This is a genomic window from Leptolyngbya sp. AN10 (genome assembly GCF_050565645.1).
In the GTDB taxonomy this organism is placed as follows: domain Bacteria; phylum Cyanobacteriota; class Cyanobacteriia; order Leptolyngbyales; family Leptolyngbyaceae; genus Leptolyngbya.
In genome coordinates this window covers 1-21,408 of the sequence record NZ_JBNXVP010000020.1, presented here as the reverse complement: position 1 = coordinate 21,408, position 21,408 = coordinate 1, and the positions used below count along the sequence as shown (strand labels likewise).

General features: G+C 46.9%; 27 protein-coding genes and 1 pseudogene. 18 read left to right on the top strand and 10 right to left on the bottom strand.

All coding sequences use genetic code 11. The features are described from left to right. Position 1 precedes the first annotated feature (1 nt). Complete coding sequence (locus ACQ4M5_RS25240) at positions 2 to 436, top strand: protein tyrosine phosphatase family protein (RefSeq protein WP_430678471.1); 435 nt, start codon at positions 2 to 4, stop codon at positions 434 to 436. Positions 437 to 558: 122 nt separating this feature from the next. Here the strand turns inward: ACQ4M5_RS25240 and ACQ4M5_RS25235 are convergent, their stop codons facing one another. Both ACQ4M5_RS25235 and ACQ4M5_RS25230 read right to left on the bottom strand, forming a co-directional pair. Continuing rightward, positions 559 to 1,407, bottom strand: coding sequence for a cyanophycinase (locus ACQ4M5_RS25235; protein ID WP_430678470.1), 849 nt, complete (start codon positions 1,405 to 1,407; stop codon positions 559 to 561). Between the two features lie 121 nt (positions 1,408 to 1,528). Further along, on the bottom strand, positions 1,529 to 1,804 hold the full coding sequence (locus ACQ4M5_RS25230) for a hypothetical protein (protein ID WP_430678469.1): 276 nt from the start codon (positions 1,802 to 1,804) through the stop codon (positions 1,529 to 1,531). Positions 1,805 to 1,967: 163 nt separating this feature from the next. Between ACQ4M5_RS25230 and ACQ4M5_RS25225 the strand changes: the two genes are divergently transcribed. Both ACQ4M5_RS25225 and ACQ4M5_RS25220 read left to right on the top strand, forming a co-directional pair. Continuing rightward, complete coding sequence (locus ACQ4M5_RS25225; RefSeq protein WP_430678468.1) at positions 1,968 to 3,881, top strand: acetate--CoA ligase family protein; 1,914 nt, start codon at positions 1,968 to 1,970, stop codon at positions 3,879 to 3,881. 250 nt (positions 3,882 to 4,131) lie between these two features. Continuing rightward, positions 4,132 to 4,386 (top strand): hypothetical protein, encoded by a 255-nt coding sequence (locus tag ACQ4M5_RS25220; protein WP_430678467.1) that lies wholly within the window; start codon positions 4,132 to 4,134, stop codon positions 4,384 to 4,386. Position 4,387: 1 nt separating this feature from the next. Here ACQ4M5_RS25220 and ACQ4M5_RS25215 read toward each other — a convergent pair whose 3' ends face one another. Then, entirely contained in the window at positions 4,388 to 5,038 is a 651-nt protein-coding gene (locus ACQ4M5_RS25215) for a Uma2 family endonuclease (protein ID WP_430678466.1), read from the bottom strand. Between the two features lie 23 nt (positions 5,039 to 5,061). Between ACQ4M5_RS25215 and ACQ4M5_RS25210 the strand changes: the two genes are divergently transcribed. From ACQ4M5_RS25210 to ACQ4M5_RS25200, 3 genes are all read left to right on the top strand, one after another. Then, positions 5,062 to 5,751, top strand: a complete 690-nt coding sequence (locus tag ACQ4M5_RS25210) for a TIGR02117 family protein (protein WP_430678465.1) — start codon at positions 5,062 to 5,064, stop codon at positions 5,749 to 5,751. Between the two features lie 66 nt (positions 5,752 to 5,817). After that, positions 5,818 to 7,173, top strand: a complete 1,356-nt coding sequence (gene accC, locus ACQ4M5_RS25205; protein WP_430678464.1) for an acetyl-CoA carboxylase biotin carboxylase subunit — start codon at positions 5,818 to 5,820, stop codon at positions 7,171 to 7,173. Between the two features lie 77 nt (positions 7,174 to 7,250). After that, entirely contained in the window at positions 7,251 to 7,415 is a 165-nt protein-coding gene (locus ACQ4M5_RS25200) for a hypothetical protein (RefSeq protein ID WP_430678463.1), read from the top strand. Positions 7,416 to 7,591: 176 nt separating this feature from the next. Here ACQ4M5_RS25200 and ACQ4M5_RS25195 read toward each other — a convergent pair whose 3' ends face one another. Continuing rightward, on the bottom strand, positions 7,592 to 7,906 hold the full coding sequence (locus ACQ4M5_RS25195; protein WP_430678462.1) for a YggT family protein: 315 nt from the start codon (positions 7,904 to 7,906) through the stop codon (positions 7,592 to 7,594). Between the two features lie 122 nt (positions 7,907 to 8,028). Between ACQ4M5_RS25195 and psbX the strand changes: the two genes are divergently transcribed. Further along, on the top strand, positions 8,029 to 8,148 hold the full coding sequence (gene psbX, locus ACQ4M5_RS25190) for a photosystem II reaction center protein PsbX (protein ID WP_430678461.1): 120 nt from the start codon (positions 8,029 to 8,031) through the stop codon (positions 8,146 to 8,148). Positions 8,149 to 8,355: 207 nt separating this feature from the next. After that, complete coding sequence (locus tag ACQ4M5_RS25185; RefSeq protein WP_430678460.1) at positions 8,356 to 9,051, top strand: Ycf66 family protein; 696 nt, start codon at positions 8,356 to 8,358, stop codon at positions 9,049 to 9,051. Positions 9,052 to 9,099: 48 nt separating this feature from the next. Here ACQ4M5_RS25185 and ggt read toward each other — a convergent pair whose 3' ends face one another. After that, positions 9,100 to 10,779, bottom strand: a complete 1,680-nt coding sequence (gene ggt, locus ACQ4M5_RS25180) for a gamma-glutamyltransferase (protein WP_430678459.1) — start codon at positions 10,777 to 10,779, stop codon at positions 9,100 to 9,102. Positions 10,780 to 10,940: 161 nt separating this feature from the next. Between ggt and ACQ4M5_RS25175 the strand changes: the two genes are divergently transcribed. Continuing rightward, positions 10,941 to 11,141, top strand: coding sequence for a hypothetical protein (locus tag ACQ4M5_RS25175; RefSeq protein ID WP_430678458.1), 201 nt, complete (start codon positions 10,941 to 10,943; stop codon positions 11,139 to 11,141). Between the two features lie 166 nt (positions 11,142 to 11,307). Here ACQ4M5_RS25175 and ACQ4M5_RS25170 read toward each other — a convergent pair whose 3' ends face one another. Then, positions 11,308 to 11,835, bottom strand: a complete 528-nt coding sequence (locus ACQ4M5_RS25170) for an alpha/beta hydrolase (protein WP_430678457.1) — start codon at positions 11,833 to 11,835, stop codon at positions 11,308 to 11,310. Positions 11,836 to 11,975: 140 nt separating this feature from the next. On the opposite strand from ACQ4M5_RS25170, the gene aroC reads away from it, so the two are divergent. Then, positions 11,976 to 13,067: a chorismate synthase gene (gene aroC, locus ACQ4M5_RS25165; RefSeq protein WP_430678456.1), complete on the top strand. Its 1,092-nt coding sequence runs from the start codon at positions 11,976 to 11,978 to the stop codon at positions 13,065 to 13,067. Between the two features lie 15 nt (positions 13,068 to 13,082). Here aroC and ACQ4M5_RS25160 read toward each other — a convergent pair whose 3' ends face one another. After that, positions 13,083 to 13,289, bottom strand: a complete 207-nt coding sequence (locus tag ACQ4M5_RS25160; RefSeq protein ID WP_430678455.1) for a helix-turn-helix domain-containing protein — start codon at positions 13,287 to 13,289, stop codon at positions 13,083 to 13,085. A gap of 375 nt (positions 13,290 to 13,664) precedes the next feature. Further along, positions 13,665 to 14,825 carry an RNA-guided endonuclease InsQ/TnpB family protein gene (locus ACQ4M5_RS25155; protein ID WP_430678454.1) on the bottom strand — a complete coding sequence of 387 codons (1,161 nt, stop codon included), beginning with the start codon at positions 14,823 to 14,825 and terminating at the stop codon, positions 13,665 to 13,667. Between the two features lie 91 nt (positions 14,826 to 14,916). On the opposite strand from ACQ4M5_RS25155, the gene ACQ4M5_RS25150 reads away from it, so the two are divergent. Beyond that, positions 14,917 to 15,066, top strand: a complete 150-nt coding sequence (locus ACQ4M5_RS25150; RefSeq protein ID WP_430678453.1) for a hypothetical protein — start codon at positions 14,917 to 14,919, stop codon at positions 15,064 to 15,066. Between the two features lie 5 nt (positions 15,067 to 15,071). Here ACQ4M5_RS25150 and ACQ4M5_RS25145 read toward each other — a convergent pair whose 3' ends face one another. Beyond that, positions 15,072 to 16,466 (bottom strand): amidase, encoded by a 1,395-nt coding sequence (locus tag ACQ4M5_RS25145; RefSeq protein WP_430678452.1) that lies wholly within the window; start codon positions 16,464 to 16,466, stop codon positions 15,072 to 15,074. A 181-nt stretch (positions 16,467 to 16,647) separates the two neighbouring features. Here ACQ4M5_RS25145 and ACQ4M5_RS25140 point away from each other — a divergent pair, with 181 nt between their 5' ends. Then, positions 16,648 to 18,066, top strand: a complete 1,419-nt coding sequence (locus tag ACQ4M5_RS25140) for an MFS transporter (RefSeq protein WP_430678451.1) — start codon at positions 16,648 to 16,650, stop codon at positions 18,064 to 18,066. Between the two features lie 358 nt (positions 18,067 to 18,424). Here ACQ4M5_RS25140 and thiL read toward each other — a convergent pair whose 3' ends face one another. Beyond that, entirely contained in the window at positions 18,425 to 19,399 is a 975-nt protein-coding gene (gene thiL, locus ACQ4M5_RS25135) for a thiamine-phosphate kinase (protein WP_430678450.1), read from the bottom strand. A 298-nt stretch (positions 19,400 to 19,697) separates the two neighbouring features. Here thiL and ACQ4M5_RS25130 point away from each other — a divergent pair. The 6 genes and pseudogenes from ACQ4M5_RS25130 (at position 19,698) to ACQ4M5_RS25105 (ending at position 21,301) form a co-directional block, all read left to right on the top strand. Continuing rightward, positions 19,698 to 19,892, top strand: a pseudogene (locus ACQ4M5_RS25130) (type II toxin-antitoxin system HigB family toxin). Continuing rightward, a complete protein-coding gene (locus ACQ4M5_RS25125) occupies positions 19,876 to 20,277 on the top strand; it encodes a helix-turn-helix domain-containing protein (RefSeq protein WP_430678449.1) in 402 nt (133 codons plus the stop codon). The pseudogene ACQ4M5_RS25130 and the gene ACQ4M5_RS25125 overlap by 17 nt, the downstream one beginning before the upstream one ends. A 109-nt stretch (positions 20,278 to 20,386) precedes the next feature. Continuing rightward, positions 20,387 to 20,617 (top strand): hypothetical protein, encoded by a 231-nt coding sequence (locus ACQ4M5_RS25120; protein WP_430678448.1) that lies wholly within the window; start codon positions 20,387 to 20,389, stop codon positions 20,615 to 20,617. Between the two features lie 74 nt (positions 20,618 to 20,691). Continuing rightward, a complete protein-coding gene (locus tag ACQ4M5_RS25115) occupies positions 20,692 to 21,006 on the top strand; it encodes a DUF433 domain-containing protein (RefSeq protein WP_430678447.1) in 315 nt (104 codons plus the stop codon). After that, complete coding sequence (locus tag ACQ4M5_RS25110; protein WP_430678446.1) at positions 20,999 to 21,148, top strand: hypothetical protein; 150 nt, start codon at positions 20,999 to 21,001, stop codon at positions 21,146 to 21,148. The genes ACQ4M5_RS25115 and ACQ4M5_RS25110 overlap by 8 nt, the downstream gene beginning before the upstream one ends. A gap of 15 nt (positions 21,149 to 21,163) precedes the next feature. Next, on the top strand, positions 21,164 to 21,301 hold the full coding sequence (locus ACQ4M5_RS25105) for a hypothetical protein (RefSeq protein WP_430678445.1): 138 nt from the start codon (positions 21,164 to 21,166) through the stop codon (positions 21,299 to 21,301). The last annotated feature ends 107 nt before the right edge of the window (positions 21,302 to 21,408 follow it).

Below are 21,408 nucleotides of genomic sequence, written 5' to 3'. Positions count from 1 at the left end.
GATGGAAACGATTCAAAACTTTGTTCAAATCAACGATCGACTTGCAACCGCTGGACAACCGACGATCAAGCAATTCACTGCGATTCGAGATGCAGGTTACACCGTCGTGATTAATCTTGCAGTTCCAACTTCTGAAGGTGCGATCGCGAATGAACGCCAAATTGTTGAAAGCTTAGGAATGCAGTATTTTCACATCCCGGTCGTTTGGGATAATCCGACGATCGACGATTTCAATCAGTTCTCAAACGTGATGCAGACGCACTCGGATCAATCGGTCTTTGTGCATTGTGCGAAAAATATGCGAGTATCTGCGTTTGTTTATTTGTATCGTCGATCGCACGAGAACATGAGTGAGGAAGAAGCTAGAGCCGATTTAATCAAGATTTGGCAGCCGAATCCAACCTGGCAAACGTTCATGAGAACGGTTTTGAGTTAGTTCGGCTGTAAGAGGATGCTTGAAAAGTATAAAAAGCGGCTTTGCTGCGTTGCCAGTCCGCCCGGAAATAAATCTCCGGGCGGGTGAATGCGATCAACGATTGCTTTTCAAACATCCTCTAATTATCGTTGTTCAAAAATCGGCGATCGCTTCTCTAAATCGAACTTGTAACCGCTCGGTAGTACATGAAGAGTTGCACCACAGAACGCCAAATCCTCGTCGGGGAGCAGTGATTGAACATTGTTATGGGTCACAGTCGATTCATCTACGATCGTCACTGCACCTTCACCGACGACTTCTACAATCTTGCCGTTTACAACGATCGCAGTATTCTCATCAATGCCAAATCCCAAACTTGCAGGCTGTTGTGCCAAAGCTGAGAGCAATCGTCCCAATCGTCCCCGCTGTGCAAAGTGTTGGTCAATGATGACATTCGGCAAAAATCCCATACCGCGATCCATTTGAGCCACTTCGCGTCGAGGATTCGTTTCACCTTCGCCTACTACAATCATCATATCAGGCATCATGGCTGCACCTGCACTGGTTCCGGCAATCACAGCCCCTTCTGCAAAACGTTTGTGGAGTGCTGCATCTAGTTCTGTATCTTTAATACATTCTGTGATTCGAGCTTGGTTGCCACCCGTGAAAAAGATTCCGGTTGCTTGGGAAACATCTTCGATCGCTTTTGGATCACTCGCATCATCCCGATGAGCAGTATCCACGACTCTGATATCTTCCGCGCCCAATCGTCGGAAAATCCCGATATATTGTTCACCCACTTCACCCGGCAATCCAGTTGCAACCGTCATCACAACGATGCGAGATTGCAGTCCACCTGAGCGTCGAATAAATTCGCGAAGAATTCGACAATCGCCTTCTTTATCTTCTGCTCCACCAATAATTACAAGCTCTCCATGAGTTTCAGGAAGCGCTACACTGTCCTGACTTTGAGTATCAATCTGACTCACCATAACTCTGCTCCAGTCGCAATATCTAATGCAAATCTACTGAACCACATTTGAGCAAAGGAGCATTACAACCAAACGGTAGATTTCAATACAATCTGAATGAGGAATTGCAGCAGGATTGTCTCTATTGTGGAGGATTCGATCGACGACGATAGCTCTCTAATAGCAGCATCCAGCCCAATCGAAATTGGTTAAAACTCTTCATTTCAGGCTGCAATAGATTGATTAAGAATGCTTTGGCGCGATCGAGCGGCAAATGTCTAGGTTTTCCTTTGTAAACGATCTGATATTCACCTTCGTACTCGCCATCTCCATATCCAGAGATTAAATGCAGATGAAAGGCTTCCTCAGCTAGGGTGTGGACTTCTTCACGCAGTTGGTTTTCTGTAGAGGTATTCATATTGTTATCTTTTCTTGATTTAGCTTGGTTTTAATGTGTTTGAGCAACTTTTGTCACCCTGCCAGAGTTCTACGTCTGAAGAACTTGAAACAACATCCAGAGATAGACGCGATCGATCTTATTCCTTGAGTACAGTCGCAGCGTAGAGAGGGGCATAAATCTTATGATGGTCGATCGCGAATTAGAAGTCAGCCGAGTAAATGCAAGAAAGACGGATGTGTTCGATATTTTCAACATTCGGTATTACATCGGTGCAAATCCATATCTATCCACCGCAGCGACCGTCTTCGATTTCACCCAGACCGGAAGCCCACTCCCCCTAGAAAAGTACTTGGATGTAATTGGCGATCGCTATCCTCATTTTCGCGATCGAGAGTTCAAATCTCATGCCGATCTGTTTGCTCAAACTGTCGCTCAAGTGAGTCAGCTTGAGATGGATCTGCATCTAGAACATTGGAGTTTGAAAGCTTATCCAAAGTTCGATCGGATTGCTGTTGAAACATTACATGCTCGTACCAGTCGGGAACTAATCTTCTCAGTCTGGGACTGGTTTGAAGCAATCACTCAAGGACGCAATTTTGAGATTGGTGATCATATCGAAGTACTACAGGCGCAATTTCGTCGATCGGTCTATGGAGGTCCGACGGTTTATGCACTGTTAAAATCTGCTCATTCCCAAGGCATTCCAACCTTTTATCTATGGGATGAAGGCTTGATGCAGTATGGTTACGGTCGTAAGCAAGTTCGAGGCATTGCAACTACATTCGATAGTGATAGCCACTTAGATTCGGACTTCACAACTCGCAAAGATGACTGCAAAGCGTTTCTCAGCACTCTAGGCTTTCCAGTTCCCAAAGGCAGAATTGTTGGCACTCTCAAAGAAGCGTTGAATGCTGTCGATCGTATTAGTTATCCAGTCGCAGTTAAACCTGTGGTCGGACATAAAGGAATTGGTGTCACTGCAAATGTTCGCACCGACGATGATTTAGAAGCTGCTTTTAATCGTGCTGTCGAGGCAGTTGAGCCAGATCATCCGATCGATATTATTGTCGAACAAAGTATCGAAGGAAATGACTATCGATTGCTCTGTGTCGATGGTAAGTTCGTTGCTGCTACTGAACGCCGTCCTGCTTCAGTGATTGGGGATGGAAATTCGACGATCGCAGAACTAATCGATCGAGCAAATCGAACCCGTGATCGGAGTGATACTCCAACCTCGCCAATGGGGAAAATCAAAGTTGACGATGCAATGGAGCGATACTTAGCCGAGCAAGATTTATCAATGGAAAGCGTATTAGAACGCGATCGAGAAGTCTTTCTCCGCAAAGTTGCAAATCTTTCTTCAGGGGGTCTGAGCATTGATGCTACTTCAGTCATTCACCCTGATAACGTTGTACTTGCTCAAGATGTTGCTCAACACTTCCGCCTGACTTGTTTAGGAATTGATATCATTACTCGCGATCTAAGCCGCTCTTGGAAAGAAGGTAACTTTGCAATTATTGAAATCAATGCGGCTCCAGGTGTGTTCATGCACATGAAACCTGCGATCGGGAAAAGTGTTGATGTCACGTCTCATATTCTAAAAACCTTCTTTCACTCTGGTGATAACGGTCGAATTCCAATCCTTACTTTCAATCGCGTCACCATTCCAGAACTACAAGAAGCGATCGCATATATTCTTCGGCATCATCCGCATTGGACGATCGGAGCCGTTTGCCAAGATGGTGTTTTGATCAATCATTCGGAAAAATCTTTGCATCCTGACCACAACACAAATGTCCAAAATCTATTGCGGCATCCCAAGTTAGACCTATTGATTGCCGAATACCCAGAATCGATTTTGGAACGCCCTGGAATGTTCTACACCGGAAGCAATCTTGTGATTTTGCATGATCCAACTGAGACCGAAATGACCTTAACACGAGATATCTTTGAAGATGCCAAAATCGTGATCAAACACGGCAATACGGTTTCAACTCAGCATCAAGGATTAATCGAACAGTTCTCACTCAGTGAAGCGGAAGGATTCAGCCAAGTTTATTTAGAAGCGATCGCGGCAATGATCCTGCCTTCCTAGAACACATCCTCGTATACGGCAGAGCAAATCTTGAGAGGGTAGTTGAGAAGTCATCGTTCATCGCATCTACCCGCCCGGAAATGAATCTCCGGGCTGATCGAGGGAAGCCCACTAAACTGGGCTAAGAACTCCGTATCACTCTCTTAGCCCGCTTCAGCGGGGTTTCTTCCATTAGCCCGGAGATTCATTTCCGGGCGGACTCACAACGCAGCAAAGCCGCTTTTTATACTTCTCAACCCCCCTTAGAACGATGAAAGCAAGCGTATACGATTTAGTCAAAACCTTGACTCAGGTTCAGTCAGACTTTAAACCTGAAGTAATGATTCCAGCAGGTACGATCGGGACTGTGATCGAGTGTTATGAACAGCCCGAAGGCTATGCTGTTGATTTAGCCATTCCAAATGAACAGCTTGTGGGTGGATACGAATATCACAATGTCATTCTTTCGCCGCAACAGTTTGTAGTGATTAAGAAACTTGAGACTCCAGAGAAAATTGCTGGATAGTTCAAAGCTGCTCTTTGCTCCATTCCCGCAACACAATCAACGCTTGAGCAAGCCCGATCGTATCACTCTGCTCTATAAATTCCTGCACTCGCGCTCCCGGCAGAGTAGGAAATAACTTACTATTCTCAGTTGCAATATATCGATCGCCTTCAAGCTGATAAATCTGTAAGCTGCCCTTCAGCACATCATCGCCTACGGTCGTCGTATATTGCCAAATTTCAGGAACGCCCATTGATACATAAAGCGATTCTCGATCGAGTGATCCTCTCCCGATCGCAACCTCGATCGCTAATTCCGGCGAGTCAGCCCGATTCATATCCAGTTCTGCCCGTTTCTGAAGCTTGATGTCTTCGAGTGAATACATCGCATCGGGTTGAATTGCGCGACCCAGATCCGGAAGTGTCAACAAAACCGACCCAAGCGAATAAATTTTTAGATACAGTTCATCTGCTAACACCAAAATCAAAGACTCAATCAATCGCAAACAACGATCGTGTTCTTCGAGCGGTGTCATCATTTCCAATTTGCCACGATCGTAAGTTAAACGCGAGGTTCGAGTTTGCCCTAGTTCGCTCAACAATTCCTCGAACGATTGCCAACTCACCCCCGATAGCGTCACTCTTTTTTCAGTGGGAGTTGGTTTTCTGCCCATAACGTTCATCCTTATAAAGTCTCATGAAGTATCGTACTGCGTTTGTTCGTCTCAGTAAGGGCGCATTGTGTGGAGTTTTGTTACTTGCGAGTGGATTAACGATCGGCTTTTTCACGCCACGTCGTTGGAATCAAACCGCGAGTTGCAACAATCAGCCTTACCGGATCTATGTTCAGGGCGATGCAATGCACGTCAATCTCGTAATGCCTGTGGATAATGGCGTTTATGATTGGCGAAAATTTCTCAATCTGCAACAAATTGGGAGTGATACGAATGAGAACTATCGCTATCTCAAAATGGGATGGGGCGATCGCATTTGGTATACCGAAGTTGCTGACTGGTCACAGTTGAATGTTTTAGATATTGGCAGAGTCTTGTTTAGACCTGGAAACACTTCTGTGATGTATGTTCAAGGCTATGCGAATCAACCAGAGAATCTTCGCTGTGTGGGAGTCGATCGAGAACAGTATCTCAATTTCGTCAACTTCCTGCAAAACTCCTTTACGCGGGATGCTCAAGGCAAATTAACTTATGTCAAACCTGGAGCCGCCACGACCGATGGCTTTTTCGCTGCAACCGGATATTATTCTGTGTTACGAACTTGTAACACTTGGTCAGCCGAAGCGCTCGATGCCGCAGGAATCAATACGCCGTTGTGGAGTGCGATCGCGCCTGCGGTGATGCGTCATCTTCCCACTTGTAATTGCCCCTGAGCAGAAAATCTACGCACTGTACCCCTATTGGCTTTATCCTAACATTTACGGATCTAGGCTACTGATATGCGTTTTTCAAAAATTCTCATTGCAAATCGGGGGGAAATTGCCCTAAGAATCATTCGCACCTGTGAAGAATTAGGAATTGCGACTGTCGCAGTGCATTCAACGATCGATAGAAATTCCCTTCACGTTCAGTTAGCCGACGAAGCAGTTTGTATTGGCGAACCTCCGAGCAGCAAAAGCTATCTCAACATTCCAAACATTATCGCGGCTGCCCTGACTCGAAACGCCACTGCAATCCATCCGGGCTATGGTTTCTTAGCTGAAAACGCCCGATTTGCAGAGATTTGCGCCGATCACCAAATTGCGTTTATTGGACCTTCCCCCGATGCGATTCGGGGAATGGGAGACAAATCGACTGCGAAAAAAACGATGCAGCGAGTCGGAGTGCCAACGGTTCCAGGCAGTAAAGGATTGGTTCACAGTGAAGAAGAAGCGCGAGAAGTTGCAAGAGCGATCGGCTATCCGGTCATTGTCAAAGCAACGGCAGGCGGTGGCGGTCGAGGAATGCGATTAGTCCCTGCTGACGATGAACTGAATAAGCTCTTTCACGCTGCCCAAGGAGAAGCAGAAGCGGCGTTTGGTAATCCAGGGGTTTACGTTGAAAAATTTGTCCAAAATCCACGCCACATTGAGTTTCAGATTCTCGCAGACAGTTACGGAAACGTTGTGCATCTTGGTGAACGGGAGTGTTCGATTCAGCGACGACACCAGAAATTGCTTGAAGAAGCACCCAGTTCAGCGATTACTCCAGAACTGCGATCGCGCATGGGAGCCGCCGCTGTTGCTGCCGCTAAATCGATTAATTACGTCGGTGCAGGAACCGTGGAATTTTTGCTCGATCGATCCGGTGATTTCTATTTCATGGAGATGAACACCCGGATTCAAGTCGAACATCCGGTCACAGAAATGATCACAGGAATTGATTTGATTGCCGAGCAGATTCGGATTGCTCAAGGTGAACCGCTGCGATTTACCCAAGACGAAATTGAACTGCGGGGACACGCGATCGAATGTCGAATCAATGCCGAAGATCCAGACCACAATTTCCGCCCCAGTCCCGGACGCATCAGCGGTTATCTGCCTCCGAGCGGTCCCGGTGTCCGGATGGATTCTCACGTGTACACCGATTACGAAATTCCGCCGTACTACGATTCGCTGATTGGCAAGCTGATTGTTTGGGGGAGCGATCGACCTTCTGCAATTCTGAGAATGAAACGTGCTCTCAGAGAATGCGCGGTCACTGGATTGCCCACGACGATTAATTTTCATCAACGAATTCTCGAAACGCCAGAATTCCAGAAAGGCGATATCTATACGAATTTTGTCGATAAAGTCATGATGCCGAACAAAGAATAACGTTATGTGTGCGAGTTCAGCCTGATTCGAGCATTCCTTGTAAGGTTGAAAGATCGATGCTTAAACGAGGCACTCCCATGTTTCAACTTGGCTCAATCTTTGGATCGGTTATGGGTTCGATCGGGGGTTCGATTGTCGGTGCGATCGCTGGCTCAGTTATCGGTGCAATGAGCGGTTCGGCAATTGGCGCAATGGTGACTTCGCTGGCTTGCTCGTTAGGTGGATCAATGGTTGGCTCTTAGGTCGGAGCCATGATTGGGGCTGAAGTTGATGCTGCAATGGAATCAATGCTGCAAGATCTCGAGCAAACGGCAGGTGTTCGCCCGATGAAATCTGCGGCAGTCGTCTAATTTCTAGAACTGTGGTGCAGGTATCGATTGATGCAGAGCAGCCCAAATACCCGCTCCACAGAGTTCAACTAAAACATCATCGTAAAAATTCCTTGCTGACCGAGCAACAATTCCCGCAGCAAGCTAAAAATCCCAACCCACAAAATTGGCGTAATATCGACACCGCCCAAAGGTTGAATAATCTTCCGAGTCGGCGCTAAAAATATCTCGGTCGGAATCTTGATCAAGTTAAACGGAAACTTGTCTAAATCAACCTGCGGATACCAAGTCAGCACAATTCGGAAAATAAACAGAAACGTCATTGCACCGAGCAAAATGCTGAGAGACAAAAGCGCGATCGAGGTCACATCCATAATTTTGAAGCTTTGTAACTTTAATTTCATTCTATCGAGAAGCGCCCTCTACATTGCGTCGTCTGTTTGCCGGGATCTCTTGGCTATACAAAAACATAACGAACCATTAAAATTATGATCGACTTGCGTGTTGTTGATAAGGACGGAGCAATATGACCCCATCTTTGATGAATTTTCTACTGAGCTTGCTTGCAGGCGTTGTGATCATCGTAATTCCAGCGACAGCGTTTCTCATTTTCGTGAGCCAAAAAGATAAAATTCAACGTTCCTAGAAATTTGAATAGAAACTCTGGTCAATTGGATTCGACCAGTTATATTGGTATGGAACCTCAGAACCTGAACGCTTGTCGCTCAGACTGGGGTTTCTGTCTTAGATTTTCGTTTGGGATTTTCGCGGTTTTCGCTGCTCCAAAAGTGTGATTTTCGTGGAGAAATTCGAGACAAGCCGCTAACATAGGACTTATCCTTGGAGACCAGACATGGTTAATTTTCAGTTCAATTTAGCAAGTATCTCTGGGATTGTCCTAGCGGTGGGCGGGGCTTCCCTTTACGCTGTTCGATCGTTTCGTCCGCAGATTGCCCGCGATACCGATATTTTCTTTTCGGCAGTCGGGTTGCTCTGTGGTTTGATTTTGATCTTCTACGGCTGGCGGTTTGACCCGATTATGCAGTTCGGACAAGTACTGCTGACCGGAGCCGCTGTTTATTTTGTGTTTGAGAATTTGCGCCTGCGCCAAATCTCGACTGAGCAAGCGAAGCGGACAACGCCGATCGTAGATGACGATCGCCCGGTTAGCTCTCAATATACAGCAGCGTTTGAAGACGATTACACGGTGAGCTTTCCGAATCGTGAACCTCGGACTCCGCTGCGGGAAAGTGGTCGTTCTAGAAGACCTGCACGTGAAGAAGAATATGACGATCGCCCGCCAATTCGGGAGCGCTCCAGTCGAGCAGATGAACCCCGTTTAAGACCTGCCTCAAGAACTCCTCGTTCTCGTCAGCCAGAGTCGTTTGATGAGCCGCGTGAAGATGTGCGTCCGCGTCGGAATACGTCGAGAAATAATACTCGTCCGCGTCGAAACAACAAGATCGAAGATATCAACCAGCCCGATGATGCGGGATATGTAGACTATCGCCCGATCGATACGAACCGAAACGATGGCTGGGGCGAGTAACTGAACTGAATCAAGAATTTGAAGGAGCGTCAAACCGATGCTCCTTTTTTAGTATCCAGTCGCAACGCCGTCACCGCGTGGATCAGCCGCTCCTTCGAGCGAACCATTTGGCAGAACGACGATCGCATTTGCATTTCCCCATTTGCCGCGTTGTCGAATGGTATGTCCGCGCCGTTCTAAATCTGCGATCGTTAATGGATCAAGTCCACGCGCTTCGACATTTAATCGATCGGGTTGCCATTGGTGATGAATTCTCGGAGCCGCGATCGCGCTTTTCACCTCCATGTCATAAACTAAAACATTCAAAATCGTCTGCAAAACAGTTGTGATAATAGTGCTACCACCAGGCGCACCGACCGCCATTCGGAGCTTGCCATTTTCCGTGATGATGGTTGGAGTCATGCTGGAAAGTGGTGTTTTTCGAGGTACGATCGCATTTGCTTGACCGCCAACTAAACCGAACGCATTTGGGGTATTCGGAGCGATCGCAAAATCATCCATTTCATTGTTCAAAACGATTCCAGTTCCTTTGGCAACAATGCCTGCACCGAATCCGAGATTGATTGTGAATGTGAGACTGACTGCATTGCGATCGCGATCGACAACCGTTAAATGACTCGTTTCGGTTGATTCGCGTAAAAGTTTCTGAATCACAGCCGGATCTCCTGGTTTTACTGAAGTTGCAGCTTTTTTTGGATTGATTTCTTGTCGTCGAATTCTTGCATATTCGAGACTAATCAAGGCACTGACTGGAACTTTAACGAAATCTGGATCGCCCAGGTAAGTCGCTCGATCGGCGTAAGCAATTCGCATCGATTCCACTAATAAATGCAGCGCATCAGGATTTCGCCAACCTAATGATTTGAGATCGGTATCCCCAATCAGATTCAGAATTTGTAAAAGATGGACTCCACCAGAAGAGGGCGGTGGCATTGAGCAGACACGCGACTGGCGGAAATTTCCACAGACCGGAGTGCGCCAGATTGGACGGTATTGTTTTAGATCTTCGAGCGTGATCAATCCGTTGTTCGATCGCATATCTTGGGCGATCGCAGTTGCAATCTTGCCTCGATAAAAACTATTCGGATCAAATGCGATCGCTTTCAAAGTCGCTGCTAATTCTGTCTGTTTCAGAATTTCACCCGGTTGATACGGCTTGCCATTTCGAGTAAAAATTCGACGGGCTTCTGCGTTCTGAAACTTTCGCGATTCAGTTGCTTCAGTGAATCGATGGCTGACCGGAAATCCAGATTCAGCAAGTTTGATCGCAGGAGCTACAACTGTTTTCCAAGGCAGTTTTCCATATTGCTGATGAGCTTGATACAGACCCGCGATCGTTCCCGGTGTTGCAACCGCTAAATATCCATCTGTACTCGCATTCGGACGGGGCTTTCCCTGAGCGTCCAAGTACATATTTTGAGAAGCTTTGAGCGGCGCACGTTCTCGAAAATCGAGCGCTTTCATGTCATTCTTCTGAGCTTGGTAAAACAAGAGAAATCCACCCCCACCAATTCCAGCAGAAAAGGGTTCGACAACTGAGATCGCTAACGTGGTCGCGACTGCCGCATCGATCGCATTTCCCCCTTGTTTGAGCAGGTCTAAACCCGCTTCAGAAGCCAATGGATGCGCGGATGTCACCATGCCTTGAGCAGTTCGATCTAGCGGAAACGATCGAGCAACGGGGCAAATTGTAACGATCGCGATCAAACTTAGAAAGAAGCGTTTCATAGAAATTTTCGATATTTGCCAAATTCTGCCATACCGATGGGTTTGCTCAAAATGTCTCCAGGGGCACAGACGTTATAGATAAGTAAGCTATCCTAGATGTATCACAGACGTTTGATAGAATGCTCCCGACTGTCTGTTGCTCTCACACACCAAGGTATCTCATGACAAATTCTTCCTCTTCGGCAAACCCAATCGATCCAGCCCAACTTAGCGATTCGCAAATGTGGAACAGTTTGAAACTGGCGATCGCAGAAAGCTCCGGATTTCAACGCTGGCAGATCGATCGAACTGCTCAAGAAACTGATTTAGATGCGCTAGTGCACCAATATTTGCGTGAAACGCTCGAAACCTTGGCTTACTAAGATTTTCAATTTTGATTCAAGCAGTCGATCCTATGTTGGATAGGCTGCTTTGTTCTTACAGGGTATTTGAGGAATATAAAAAGCGGCTTTGCTGCGTTGCGAGTCCGCCCGGAAATGAATCTCCGGGCGGGTGGATGCGATGAACGAGGACTTCTCAAGCGCCTTCCTAGCGGAAAATATTGCCCAATGGATTGCGTAATCGATCGACAAATTCATTTAATCGACGATACGCCCCTTCAATGCGATCGCCATCGACCACGACTTCCTGAGTTGGATAGTTTTGCAGAATTTCCAAAATCGTAATCGTTCCATCTCCACTAGCAGAGAGCACTAGAGCGGCTCGAAGCGCTTGGCGTTCGGCTCCTCCTCTTGGCGTTTGAATCGCTTGTCCAAGTTGGTCTAAGACTCCGTTTCCGAGTGGACTATTGAGGACTCGATCGAGCAGTACCGGATTAACTTTAATTGGTCGGGTTAGCGTCTGGCGAACCGTGTCGGGACGCTGACCTGACAGGCGAAAATACGTTTGCAAATCTGGTGAAGCTTGACCAGTTTGAGCAAACGCTGTGAGTTCTGGAACCGAGACCGATTCGCGCAGAATCTTATATTTAAAGGTAACGCGCTCAGCCGCCATTGCTTGAGTACTGACCAAAAGCGCCATTCCAAGACCAAGAACCGAATTTTTTAAAAAAGACATTGTTATTTATTGAATTCCCTTTCCATTACAGACGAAATTCGATCGATGAAGATTCACAAAATCTGAGGATCTATCTTGGGATAGGCAATTTTCCGGTACGATCGAGACTTTGAATCAAACAAAACGAATCAAGCAAAACAATGGGCAGCACGTTCGGTCATTTATTTCGGATTAGTACTTTTGGCGAGTCACATGGTGGCGGAGTTGGCGTTGTGATTGATGGATGTCCGCCCTTAATCGAACTCTCGACTGAAGAAATTCAGGTCGAACTCGATCGCCGTCGTCCGGGTCAAAGCAAGATTACAACTCCTCGAAATGAAGCCGACCAGTGCGAGATTTTGTCTGGAATTGTAGACGGGAAAACGCTAGGAACTCCGATCGCGATTTTAGTTCGCAATAAAGATCAGCGATCGCAAGATTACAGCGATATGGCGGTGAAATATCGTCCGTCTCACGCCGATGCCACTTATGACGCGAAGTACGGAATTCGAGCGGTTGCGGGAGGCGGTCGATCGTCAGCACGAGAAACGATCGGGCGGGTCGCTGCGGGTGCGATCGCGAAAAAAATCCTCAGTCAATTCGGGGTTGAAATCGTCGGTTACGTGAAACGGATTAAAGATCTCGAAGGTGCGATCGATCCGAACACTGTCACGTTAGATCAGGTTGAAAGCAATATCGTGCGCTGTCCTGATCCGGACTGTGCCGAACGCATGATCGATCTCATTCAGCAGATGGGAGGACAGGGAGACTCGATCGGCGGCGTGGTCGAATGTGTGGCGCGTCAGGTTCCAATCGGATTGGGTGAGCCTGTCTTTGACAAATTAGAGGCAGATTTGGCAAAAGCAGTCATGTCTCTTCCAGCCACAAAAGGGTTTGAGATCGGCTCTGGATTTGCTGGAACGCTGATGACTGGAAGCGAACATAACGACGAGTTTTACACCGATGAAGCGGGTCGAATTCGCACTGTCACGAATCGATCAGGTGGCGTACAAGGTGGCATCTCGAACGGGGAAAATATCGTGATTCGAGTGGCATTTAAGCCAACTGCCACGATTCGGAAAGAACAAAAGACCGTGACAAATACTGGAGAAGCGGTAACTCTAGCGGCAAAAGGACGACACGATCCTTGTGTATTGCCAAGAGCGGTTCCGATGGTTGAAGCGATGGTCGCAATAGTGTTATGCGATCATTTGCTGCGACAGCGGGGACAGTGTGGAACGCTGAGCGAATAAGTTCACCAATTACGTTTACTCTTCCAAAACTTCGACGAGTTCTTCGATCGACACTCCAAACACTCGCGCAATCTTCCGAACAGAAAGAAGATTCACCATCACCATCCCAGCAGAATTCGCGTAGGTTGCAACCGTACTGTATGGAAGCTCTGAGCGTTCTGCCACTTCTTTCAACGTCCATTCTCGCTCAGTCGCAAGTTCTTTAATTCGCAACCTAAACACGCTTCATCCTGCTTGGCACTATCGAGATTTCGATTTCTAATAGTCATAGTCCAGAATCGAGATTTCGATATTGCTGGAACCCAGAACAATTAAAAGCGATCGCTCTCTAGCCTGGAAAACTTCAAGCGATCGCACCTACAAATGAGGTACAGACATGATACCAAGAGTTTTGTCATGCGATGAAACTTCTGCGTTTTGGCGTGGAGGTGGACGATGACTTATCAAGAGCGGCTTTCTCCCTGGTGCATCGTTCGATTGTTGCCAAAAATGCAGCGAATCGTCGTTTGTCGCTGTCTTGACACTCCCACGACTCCGCTTCGCTAAAGTCGTGGGCTTCTTGGCTCTACGAAGTCACTTGCTCAAGCAGGTTCGCACCTACTCTTGAGTAGAGGTGTCTTCTCCCCAAGCGTTGCTCATGTCTAGCATGAAAGTTCCGGTATGCCCTACCGTACTCAATCCTCGACTTAGGATGTTTCTCGCGGCATTGTGGTCACGATTGAGAACGCATCCACACTGACAAATATGTGTTCGTGTCGATAGTCCTTTCTTGACCACAGCGCCGCATTGAGAGCATTCTTGACTCGTTCCGTTTGGCGTTACAGCAATTGTGATTTTGCCAAACACTTTGCCGAAGTATTCCAGCCACACTCGGAACTGATACCAAGATGCGTCGTTAATCGACTTGGCAAGACAATGATTTCGCACCATATTTTTGATTCTCAAGTCTTCGTAGGCGACTACATCGTTTGATGTGATGACGCATCGTGCGAGTTTCACCGCATGATCTTTACGCTGCCTACTTATTTTGAGATGACGCTTACCTAAAATCTGTCTTGCTTTCCGTCTGTTGTTCGAGCTTCTGACGCGCTTAGACACGCGACGTTGAGCTTTCTTTAACCGTCTTTCACTCTTGCGAAGAAAGTGCGGATTCTCTGCTCTGTCATCATTGGAATCGCGATAGAAATCATTGATTCCAACGTCCAAACCAATCGCTTTGCCAGTCGATTCGCTCGATTCAACGCGGTCAACTGAAACGCAGAATTGAACGTAGTAGCCATCTGCACGTTTCACCAATCTCACCCGTTTGATTTGGTCAGGTTGATAGAAGTGCAAATCGTGTGTTCCCTTCAGCTTCAATCGCCCGATCCCTTTCTTGTCCGTGAACGTGATGCTTTTTCGATTCTCTGCAAGTTTCCATCCAGAGGTTTTGTACTCCACCGAGCGACAATCTTTCTGGAATCTGGGGAATCCCTTTTTACCGGGAATTCGTTTCTTGCAGTTCTCGAAAAAACGATGAATCGATGACCATGCTCGTTCTGCACTGGCTTGTCTTGCCATGCTGTTAAGTTCATCAGCAAACGGAAACGCTTTCGCCAATACAGCACAATATTTCTGCAAGTCGTTTTTACCTGTTTCCTTCTCATCCATCCACAGTCGAATGCACTTGTTACGGATGAATTGGGCAGTCCGAATTGCGTCATCTACCGCTTTGAATTGGTTTGGTTTGCCGTATGTCTTGAACTCTAAAACTAGCATCGTTTCGTTTCTTGCACATGGCGAAGCCTAATCGATTCGCGACACTCTTACACCAGCATGGTTGGTATAAGAACGGCACTTAAAAGTGCCCGTGTCGCGTTTCATCCCACGACTGAAGCCAGTGGGCTTTCACGCTCCCGTCCTTCTTTGTAAACGAAATGATGCGATCGCACATCTCCAAGCTTTAAACCGCTTAAATGCTGGAGCCGTTTACGAAATTATTTTTGATCCAGGGTATTAAATTGTTTATTCGATCGGAGGTCGCAACTGATTCCAAGGCTGTGCTGCTTCAATCTGTGCTGCCAACGCTAAAATAGTCGCCTCATCCGCAGGTTTTCCCACAATCTGAACCCCGATCGGTAAACCATTCCGATCAAATCCTGCTGGAATACTAATCGCGGGCTGTCCAGTAACGTTAAACGCAGGACAAGGAGCAATCCATTGAATGATTTCTTCAAGCGTTCTCACGGGGCTTAATTTCGCCCATTCTCCGACGCGAATCGTAGGATGAAAATAGGTTGGAGTTAAGAGCACATCAACGCGATCGAACAATCCCACCACTTTTCGAGCAAAGCTGTGCAGTCGAGATTGCGCTTGTCGAAATCGAGCCACAGAGGTAAATTTTGCTCGCCACCACAACCAGCGATTTACTTTCTCTAGTAGAAAGGGCGGAACACCAACATCGGTTTGAGCACGCCAAAGAATTGTAAACGGCTCGACCATTTCGCCAAAATCGGGAGTAACAAGCTCGATCGAGTGTCCCATTGATTCGAGCAAATGCGCGATTTTTTCGGTCGCTTCAACGCAGATCGGATCAGCGCTACCGATTGGATCGATCGCGGTGACTAGCCCAATTCGTAACGGTTCTAGTGTTCGCTTCGTGGCATCGAGAAAAGAAGTTTCTGGATCAGGTAGCCAATACGGATCGCCTGTGACATACCCTGCTGTGACATCTAAAAACGCTGCCGCATCCGCCACCGTTCGCGAGAGGGGACCATTCACGGCAAATCCTGAGAAGGCTTCTCCCATCGGAGCCATCGAAATTCGACCCCGTGAAGGTTTCAGTCCGACCAATCCACAACAGGCAGCCGGACCTCGAACCGAGCCGCCTCCATCACTTCCTTGCGCGATCGCACAAAGTCCCGCTGCCACTGCCGAAGATGATCCGCCACTCGATCCTCCTGGCGTGTACTCTAAGTTCCAAGGATTTCGAGCAGGGGGAAATCCGCGTGGCTCTGTGTAAGGAAAGGAAGCCAATTCGGAAGTCGCCGTTTTACCGAGAATGATGAATCCTGCCTGTTTGAGTTTGGTGACAATTCCATCATCGCGATCGGCAATTCGATTCCGCGCTACTTTCAGTCCATAGGAGCAAGGAACGCCTTCGACGGGGTTCAAATCTTTAATGGCGATCGGTACTCCAAAAAACGGCGGCAATTCTGATTCTGAGAGACGTTCGGTCTTTGAAGTGGCATCTGCGATCGCCCGTTCCGCCATAACGGTGAAAAAACTGCCTAACTTCGGATTGAGTTGCTCGATGCGATCGAGATAAAGCTGGGTCAGTTCGAGCGGAGAAATTTCTTTTGATCGAATGAGACGGGCTTGATCGATCGCGGACGTAAAAGCTAACTCTACCGAATCCATAAAAGTGACTCCAAAGACAGAGTATTTTTCAAGGCAGTGTAACAAATACTATACAGAAGTAAATTTCAGATTGTCGATCGTTGCTGAATATTGTGCCGCGATCGGTTGAACATTAGGTGTCATGATAGTCGAGACAGATTTTCGTGATATCCCCGCCGGTATGGATCGAACGAGGTTAGCAGTGGATTTAGCGCCAATCACACCTTCACACGTCATTGACACTCCAGAGCCAGTGATGGGGAGCGAGCCTGTATTTTCGCTCTCGACACCGCCAGAATCAAAATTCTCGAAAACTGAGATTCGATCGAGTCTCCGCGCTTCGACCTTGGACGGAATTTTCGCCACCGTGTTCTCGAATATTGCGGGCGGCGTGTTGTTGAGCAATTTCTTAGTTGAAATCGGTGCGACTCCGGTTGAAATTGGACTTTCAGCCTCGATTCCCATGATGGCAAATTTGCTGCAACCGATGGGAGCAATGTTTGGCGATCGAACTTCGAGCCGTCACAATTATTGTTTGGCAATCTATACTCCGTCACGCTTAATCTGGCTATTTCTTTTGATTGGGCTGGCTGGCTATCGGTGGGGACACATTAGCGATCATGCGATGGTGATTTGGACTTTAGCGATCGTGTGCGTGACTCATTTTCTCGGTGCGCTGGGGAGTGCATCTTGGCTGTCTTGGTTGGCGGCATTAGTGCCAAAACGCTTACGCGGAAGATATTTCAGCATTCGGAACAGTGCAGCAAATTTAACGTGTTTGATCAGTGTTCCACTGGCGGGATTTGCGGTGTCGCGGTATGACGGAGGCTCGATCGAAGGTTACGGGCTTGTGCTGTTATTCGGGATTGTGATGGGCTTGCTCAGTCTTGGGTTTCAATGGTTTATGACGGATGTGAATCCTCAAGAACAGCAGCAAACTTTACCGCCGACTGAAACAGTTCCCTTAGTAGAAGTTCTGCAAAATTCAAACTTTGTCCGATTTCTGATTTATTTCAGCATTTGGATGTTTGCAGTTAATTTAAGTGCGCCCTTCTTCAATCTTTATTTGCTTGATAACTTAGGTCTTGATGTCAGTTGGGTAACGATCTATAGCAGTCTTACCTCAGCGGCAAACTTATTGATGTTGATTGTGTGGGGGAAACTTGCCGATCGGGTGGGGAATCGATTCTTGCTGCTCACAGTCGGCGCTTTAGTCGCAATTACTCCAATTCTGTGGCTTGGAACAGGGACAGATACTTTATCGATCTGGCTTTGGTTGCCTTTGCTGCACATGCTGGCGGGTGGCACTTGGGCAGCGATCGACCTTTGTAATAACAATATTCAGCTTGGTATTGCACCGAAGCGCAATCAATCGACTTATTTTGCGATCGCGGCTGCGGTTGCAGGTGTGAGTGGTGCATTAGGAACAACCGCAGGTGGATTTCTCGCACAGTTCGTTCAATATGGTGGATTGCCTGGATTGTTCGCACTCTCTACTGTGGTGAGATTCATCGCACTGATTCCGTTGATTTGGGTGAATGAGGATGGGAGTCGATCGGTTCGACAAGTTCTCAAATCTTTCTTTGGCTCAAAGGTTGATCTGCAACTGTCTAATGATTAGACCTATTGCCTGGATGCCATGACGAATAGAATTCGCGGCTATACAAACGAAGTCCGCCCGAAGCGGACTAAGAGGGTTTTTGAAAAGCAATCGTTCATCGCATTCACCCGCCCGGAAATGAATCTCCGGGCTAATCGGGGGAAGCCCACTAAACTGGGCTAAGAACTCCATGTTGTGCTCCCAGTCCGCTTCAGCGGGGTTTCCTTCATTAGCCCGGAGATTCATTTCCGGGCGGACTCGCAACGCAGCAAAGCCGCTTTTTATACTTTTCAAACACCCTCTTAGACAAAGGCTGTTAATGTGCGACGGCACATTTTGTTTGTATAGCCCCGAATTCCATTCGGTGGGCATTTCGGATTCACGCAAGAAGCTTACTAGAGAAGTGCTGGAAGCCTTGGTCTAAGCTTAACGATCGAGGTTCAAACTCACCTAAAGAATCAATTAATTGAACTATCGAATCAGATGTGATCTCACCGACGATCGCTGATCCTTTGACTTGTTCAATCCAGTGTTGAGCCTGTTCAAACGGGAGACATAAAACAAGCTCAAAGTCCTCACCGCCGTAGAGTGCCCATTCGATCGCTTTCTCCTTTGAAACCCATTGTTTCAAGGTTGGATCGATTGGAATGAATGCTCGATCGAGCTTTGCTCCGACTCCACTCATTCGACAAATTTGCAACACTGCATCTGCTAATCCATCACTACTATCCATCCCAGAAACACGAGTCGAAATCGCAGGCACATCAAATCGCGGTATCGGATACTGATGAGCACGAATTAGAGAGGCTCTTTCTGGTGCAGTGTCATTGTTCAATAGCATTTCCAAACCTGCACGAGACGAGCCATGATATCCAGTTACAAAAATTGCATCTCCAGGTTGAGCCGTCGATCGCAGAATGACTCGATCCGGTTCAACCTGTCCAAATGCTGTAATTGCTAAGGTTATGACAGGCGATCGACAAAGATCCCCACCCACGATCGCGCCACCATACTGAGCTAAACAATCAGACATTCCTTGATAAAGTCGCTCTACCCATTCGACCGTCGTTGTTTTGGGCAATCCTAATCCAACCGTAATTCCAAGCGGTGAGGCTCCCATTGCTGCCAGATCAGAGAGATTCGCAGCGATCGCTCTCCAGCCTGCGGATTCGGGCGGCGTAGTCTTGTCGCTAAAATGCACACCATCGACTAGAACATCTGAAGTAACAACGATCGATTTTTCGGGTTCGGTCGGTAGAACTGCGGCATCATCACCGACAACTGCACTTGGACAGAATGCTTGAACTCGTTTTAATAAGCCTTGTTCGCCAACATCTTGAACGGTAAGAGACATAATAAACAAACTCATTCTATAGAGATGATTTCAGTTTTATGATGCAGAAGAATCTGCTTATTCTCACAAATGCACATTATCAGTTACAAGCGCTTACGAGAATTTGCAAAACGACATTCTGATAGCTTGAGCGCCTTAGATAATTGGTACAAAGTTGCAAGTAAAGCGGATTGGGCTAACTTAGGAGATTTCTACGAAAGAGCTTACCGCTTGAAAGACTGCCCTTCGGCTTCGCTCAGGGCGCGATCTCTAGCTGACTGAGCGAAGCCGAAGACAGCGGGTAATTTGTTTTCGATAAATCTCCTTAGTAGAAGTACAAGCTGCTTTTCCGACTGCGGGAGCGGTCAGCAATTTCACAGTTTTTAATATCAAAGGAAATCATTATTGATTGATAGTCAGTATCGAGTATGAAAAGCAGTTGATTTACGTCAAATACATTTTGACTCACGCTGAATACGATCAGGAGAAATGGAAAAATGACCCTTACTTTTAACCCAGTTCGCTACAGTGAGTTACTGTCTCAATATCAACCCAAGTTAATTAAAACTGAGGAAGAAAACGAGCAAGCCCTCGCGATCGTAGAGGATTTGTTGCACCGTTCAGATCGAACCGCTGAAGAAGATGAACTATTAGATTTGTGGGTTACTTTGATTGAGAAGTTTGAAGAAGAACACTACCAGCCCGGAACCGCTTCAACGCCCCGATCAATGCTGCTTTTTCTAATGGAGCAACAAGATCGTCAGGAATCCGATTTGATTGAAATTTTTGGATCTGAGGCAGTAGTAGCAGATGTATTGAACGATCGCTATGAAATGACTCGAACTCAAATGAAAGCGCTCGGCAAGTTTTTTAGAGTTGACCTAAGCGTTTTTCTCTAGGCTACGATCGCTGAAAGTTTCTGTTCTGCGAACTCATTCATTTTATTAATCGTCACCGAGACTATCATGTTTTTGGTGAAACGCGATCGCAATGATTGGGAAGAGCACTATGACATCATTAAGCTGGAAACTGTTTTGGGCAGTAATGCCCATCTATACATTGAGCTTCATCATCATCACGACTCTCATGGGTCAGTCGCTAACGATCGCTGTCATTACTGGTTTGATGAATGGACTGATTTTTGGTGCGATTTTTGCACCCCTCACAGCATGGATGCACCGTCGAGGAATTCGTCGTCGAGGCTTCGAGGTTCCCTGTATAGTTGTTGTCTACGCATAATTTGAAGATGAATTATTGCCTGAGATTTTTACGATCGACGATAAACTAAAGTCATCCTCATCGACGCGATCAACATGATTAGCACGATCAATCAGCACATCGAAATTACTTCTGATGTGCGTGGTGGAAAACCCAGAATTGCAGGTCGTCGAATCACAGTAAGCGATATTGTGATTCTGTACCTGCGAATGAGGCAATCGATCGAAACCATCGCCCAGGAATATGAACTTCCCTTGGCTGCCGTTCATGCAGCAATAGCGTATTACTACGATCATCAAAGCGAAATTGATCGCACAATTGCCGAATCGGAAGCATTTGCTGAAGAGCTTCGCCAAAATCATGCCTCTCCGCTTCAGCAGAAATTGGCAAAGATGAAGCGGAATGACTGAGCGAATTCGATTTCATCTAGATGAGAATGTCAGTTCAGCGATCGCAATTTCTTTACGACGTTCTGAAATCGATGTCACAACCACTTCAGAGACGGGCTTGATTGGAGCCACTGATTTAGAGCAGTATGCTTACATTCAGTAAGAAGCCAGAGTAATTGTGACTCATGACGATGACTTTCTCAGGATTGCAAGCACTCGGAACGATCATCCTGGAATCGTTTATTGCCGAAAAGATGCTCGATCGATTGGGGAAATTGTTGAGCAATTGGTTCTAATAACCCAAGTTGCTAGTTAGAAGCGGTCAGGGAGCAAAGCCAATAAAATCTCTTCAAGATGTTGACCCTTGAAGAGAAGAAAAATGCTTGACGAAATTATAGCGATTTATGCAATTACCGACGACTT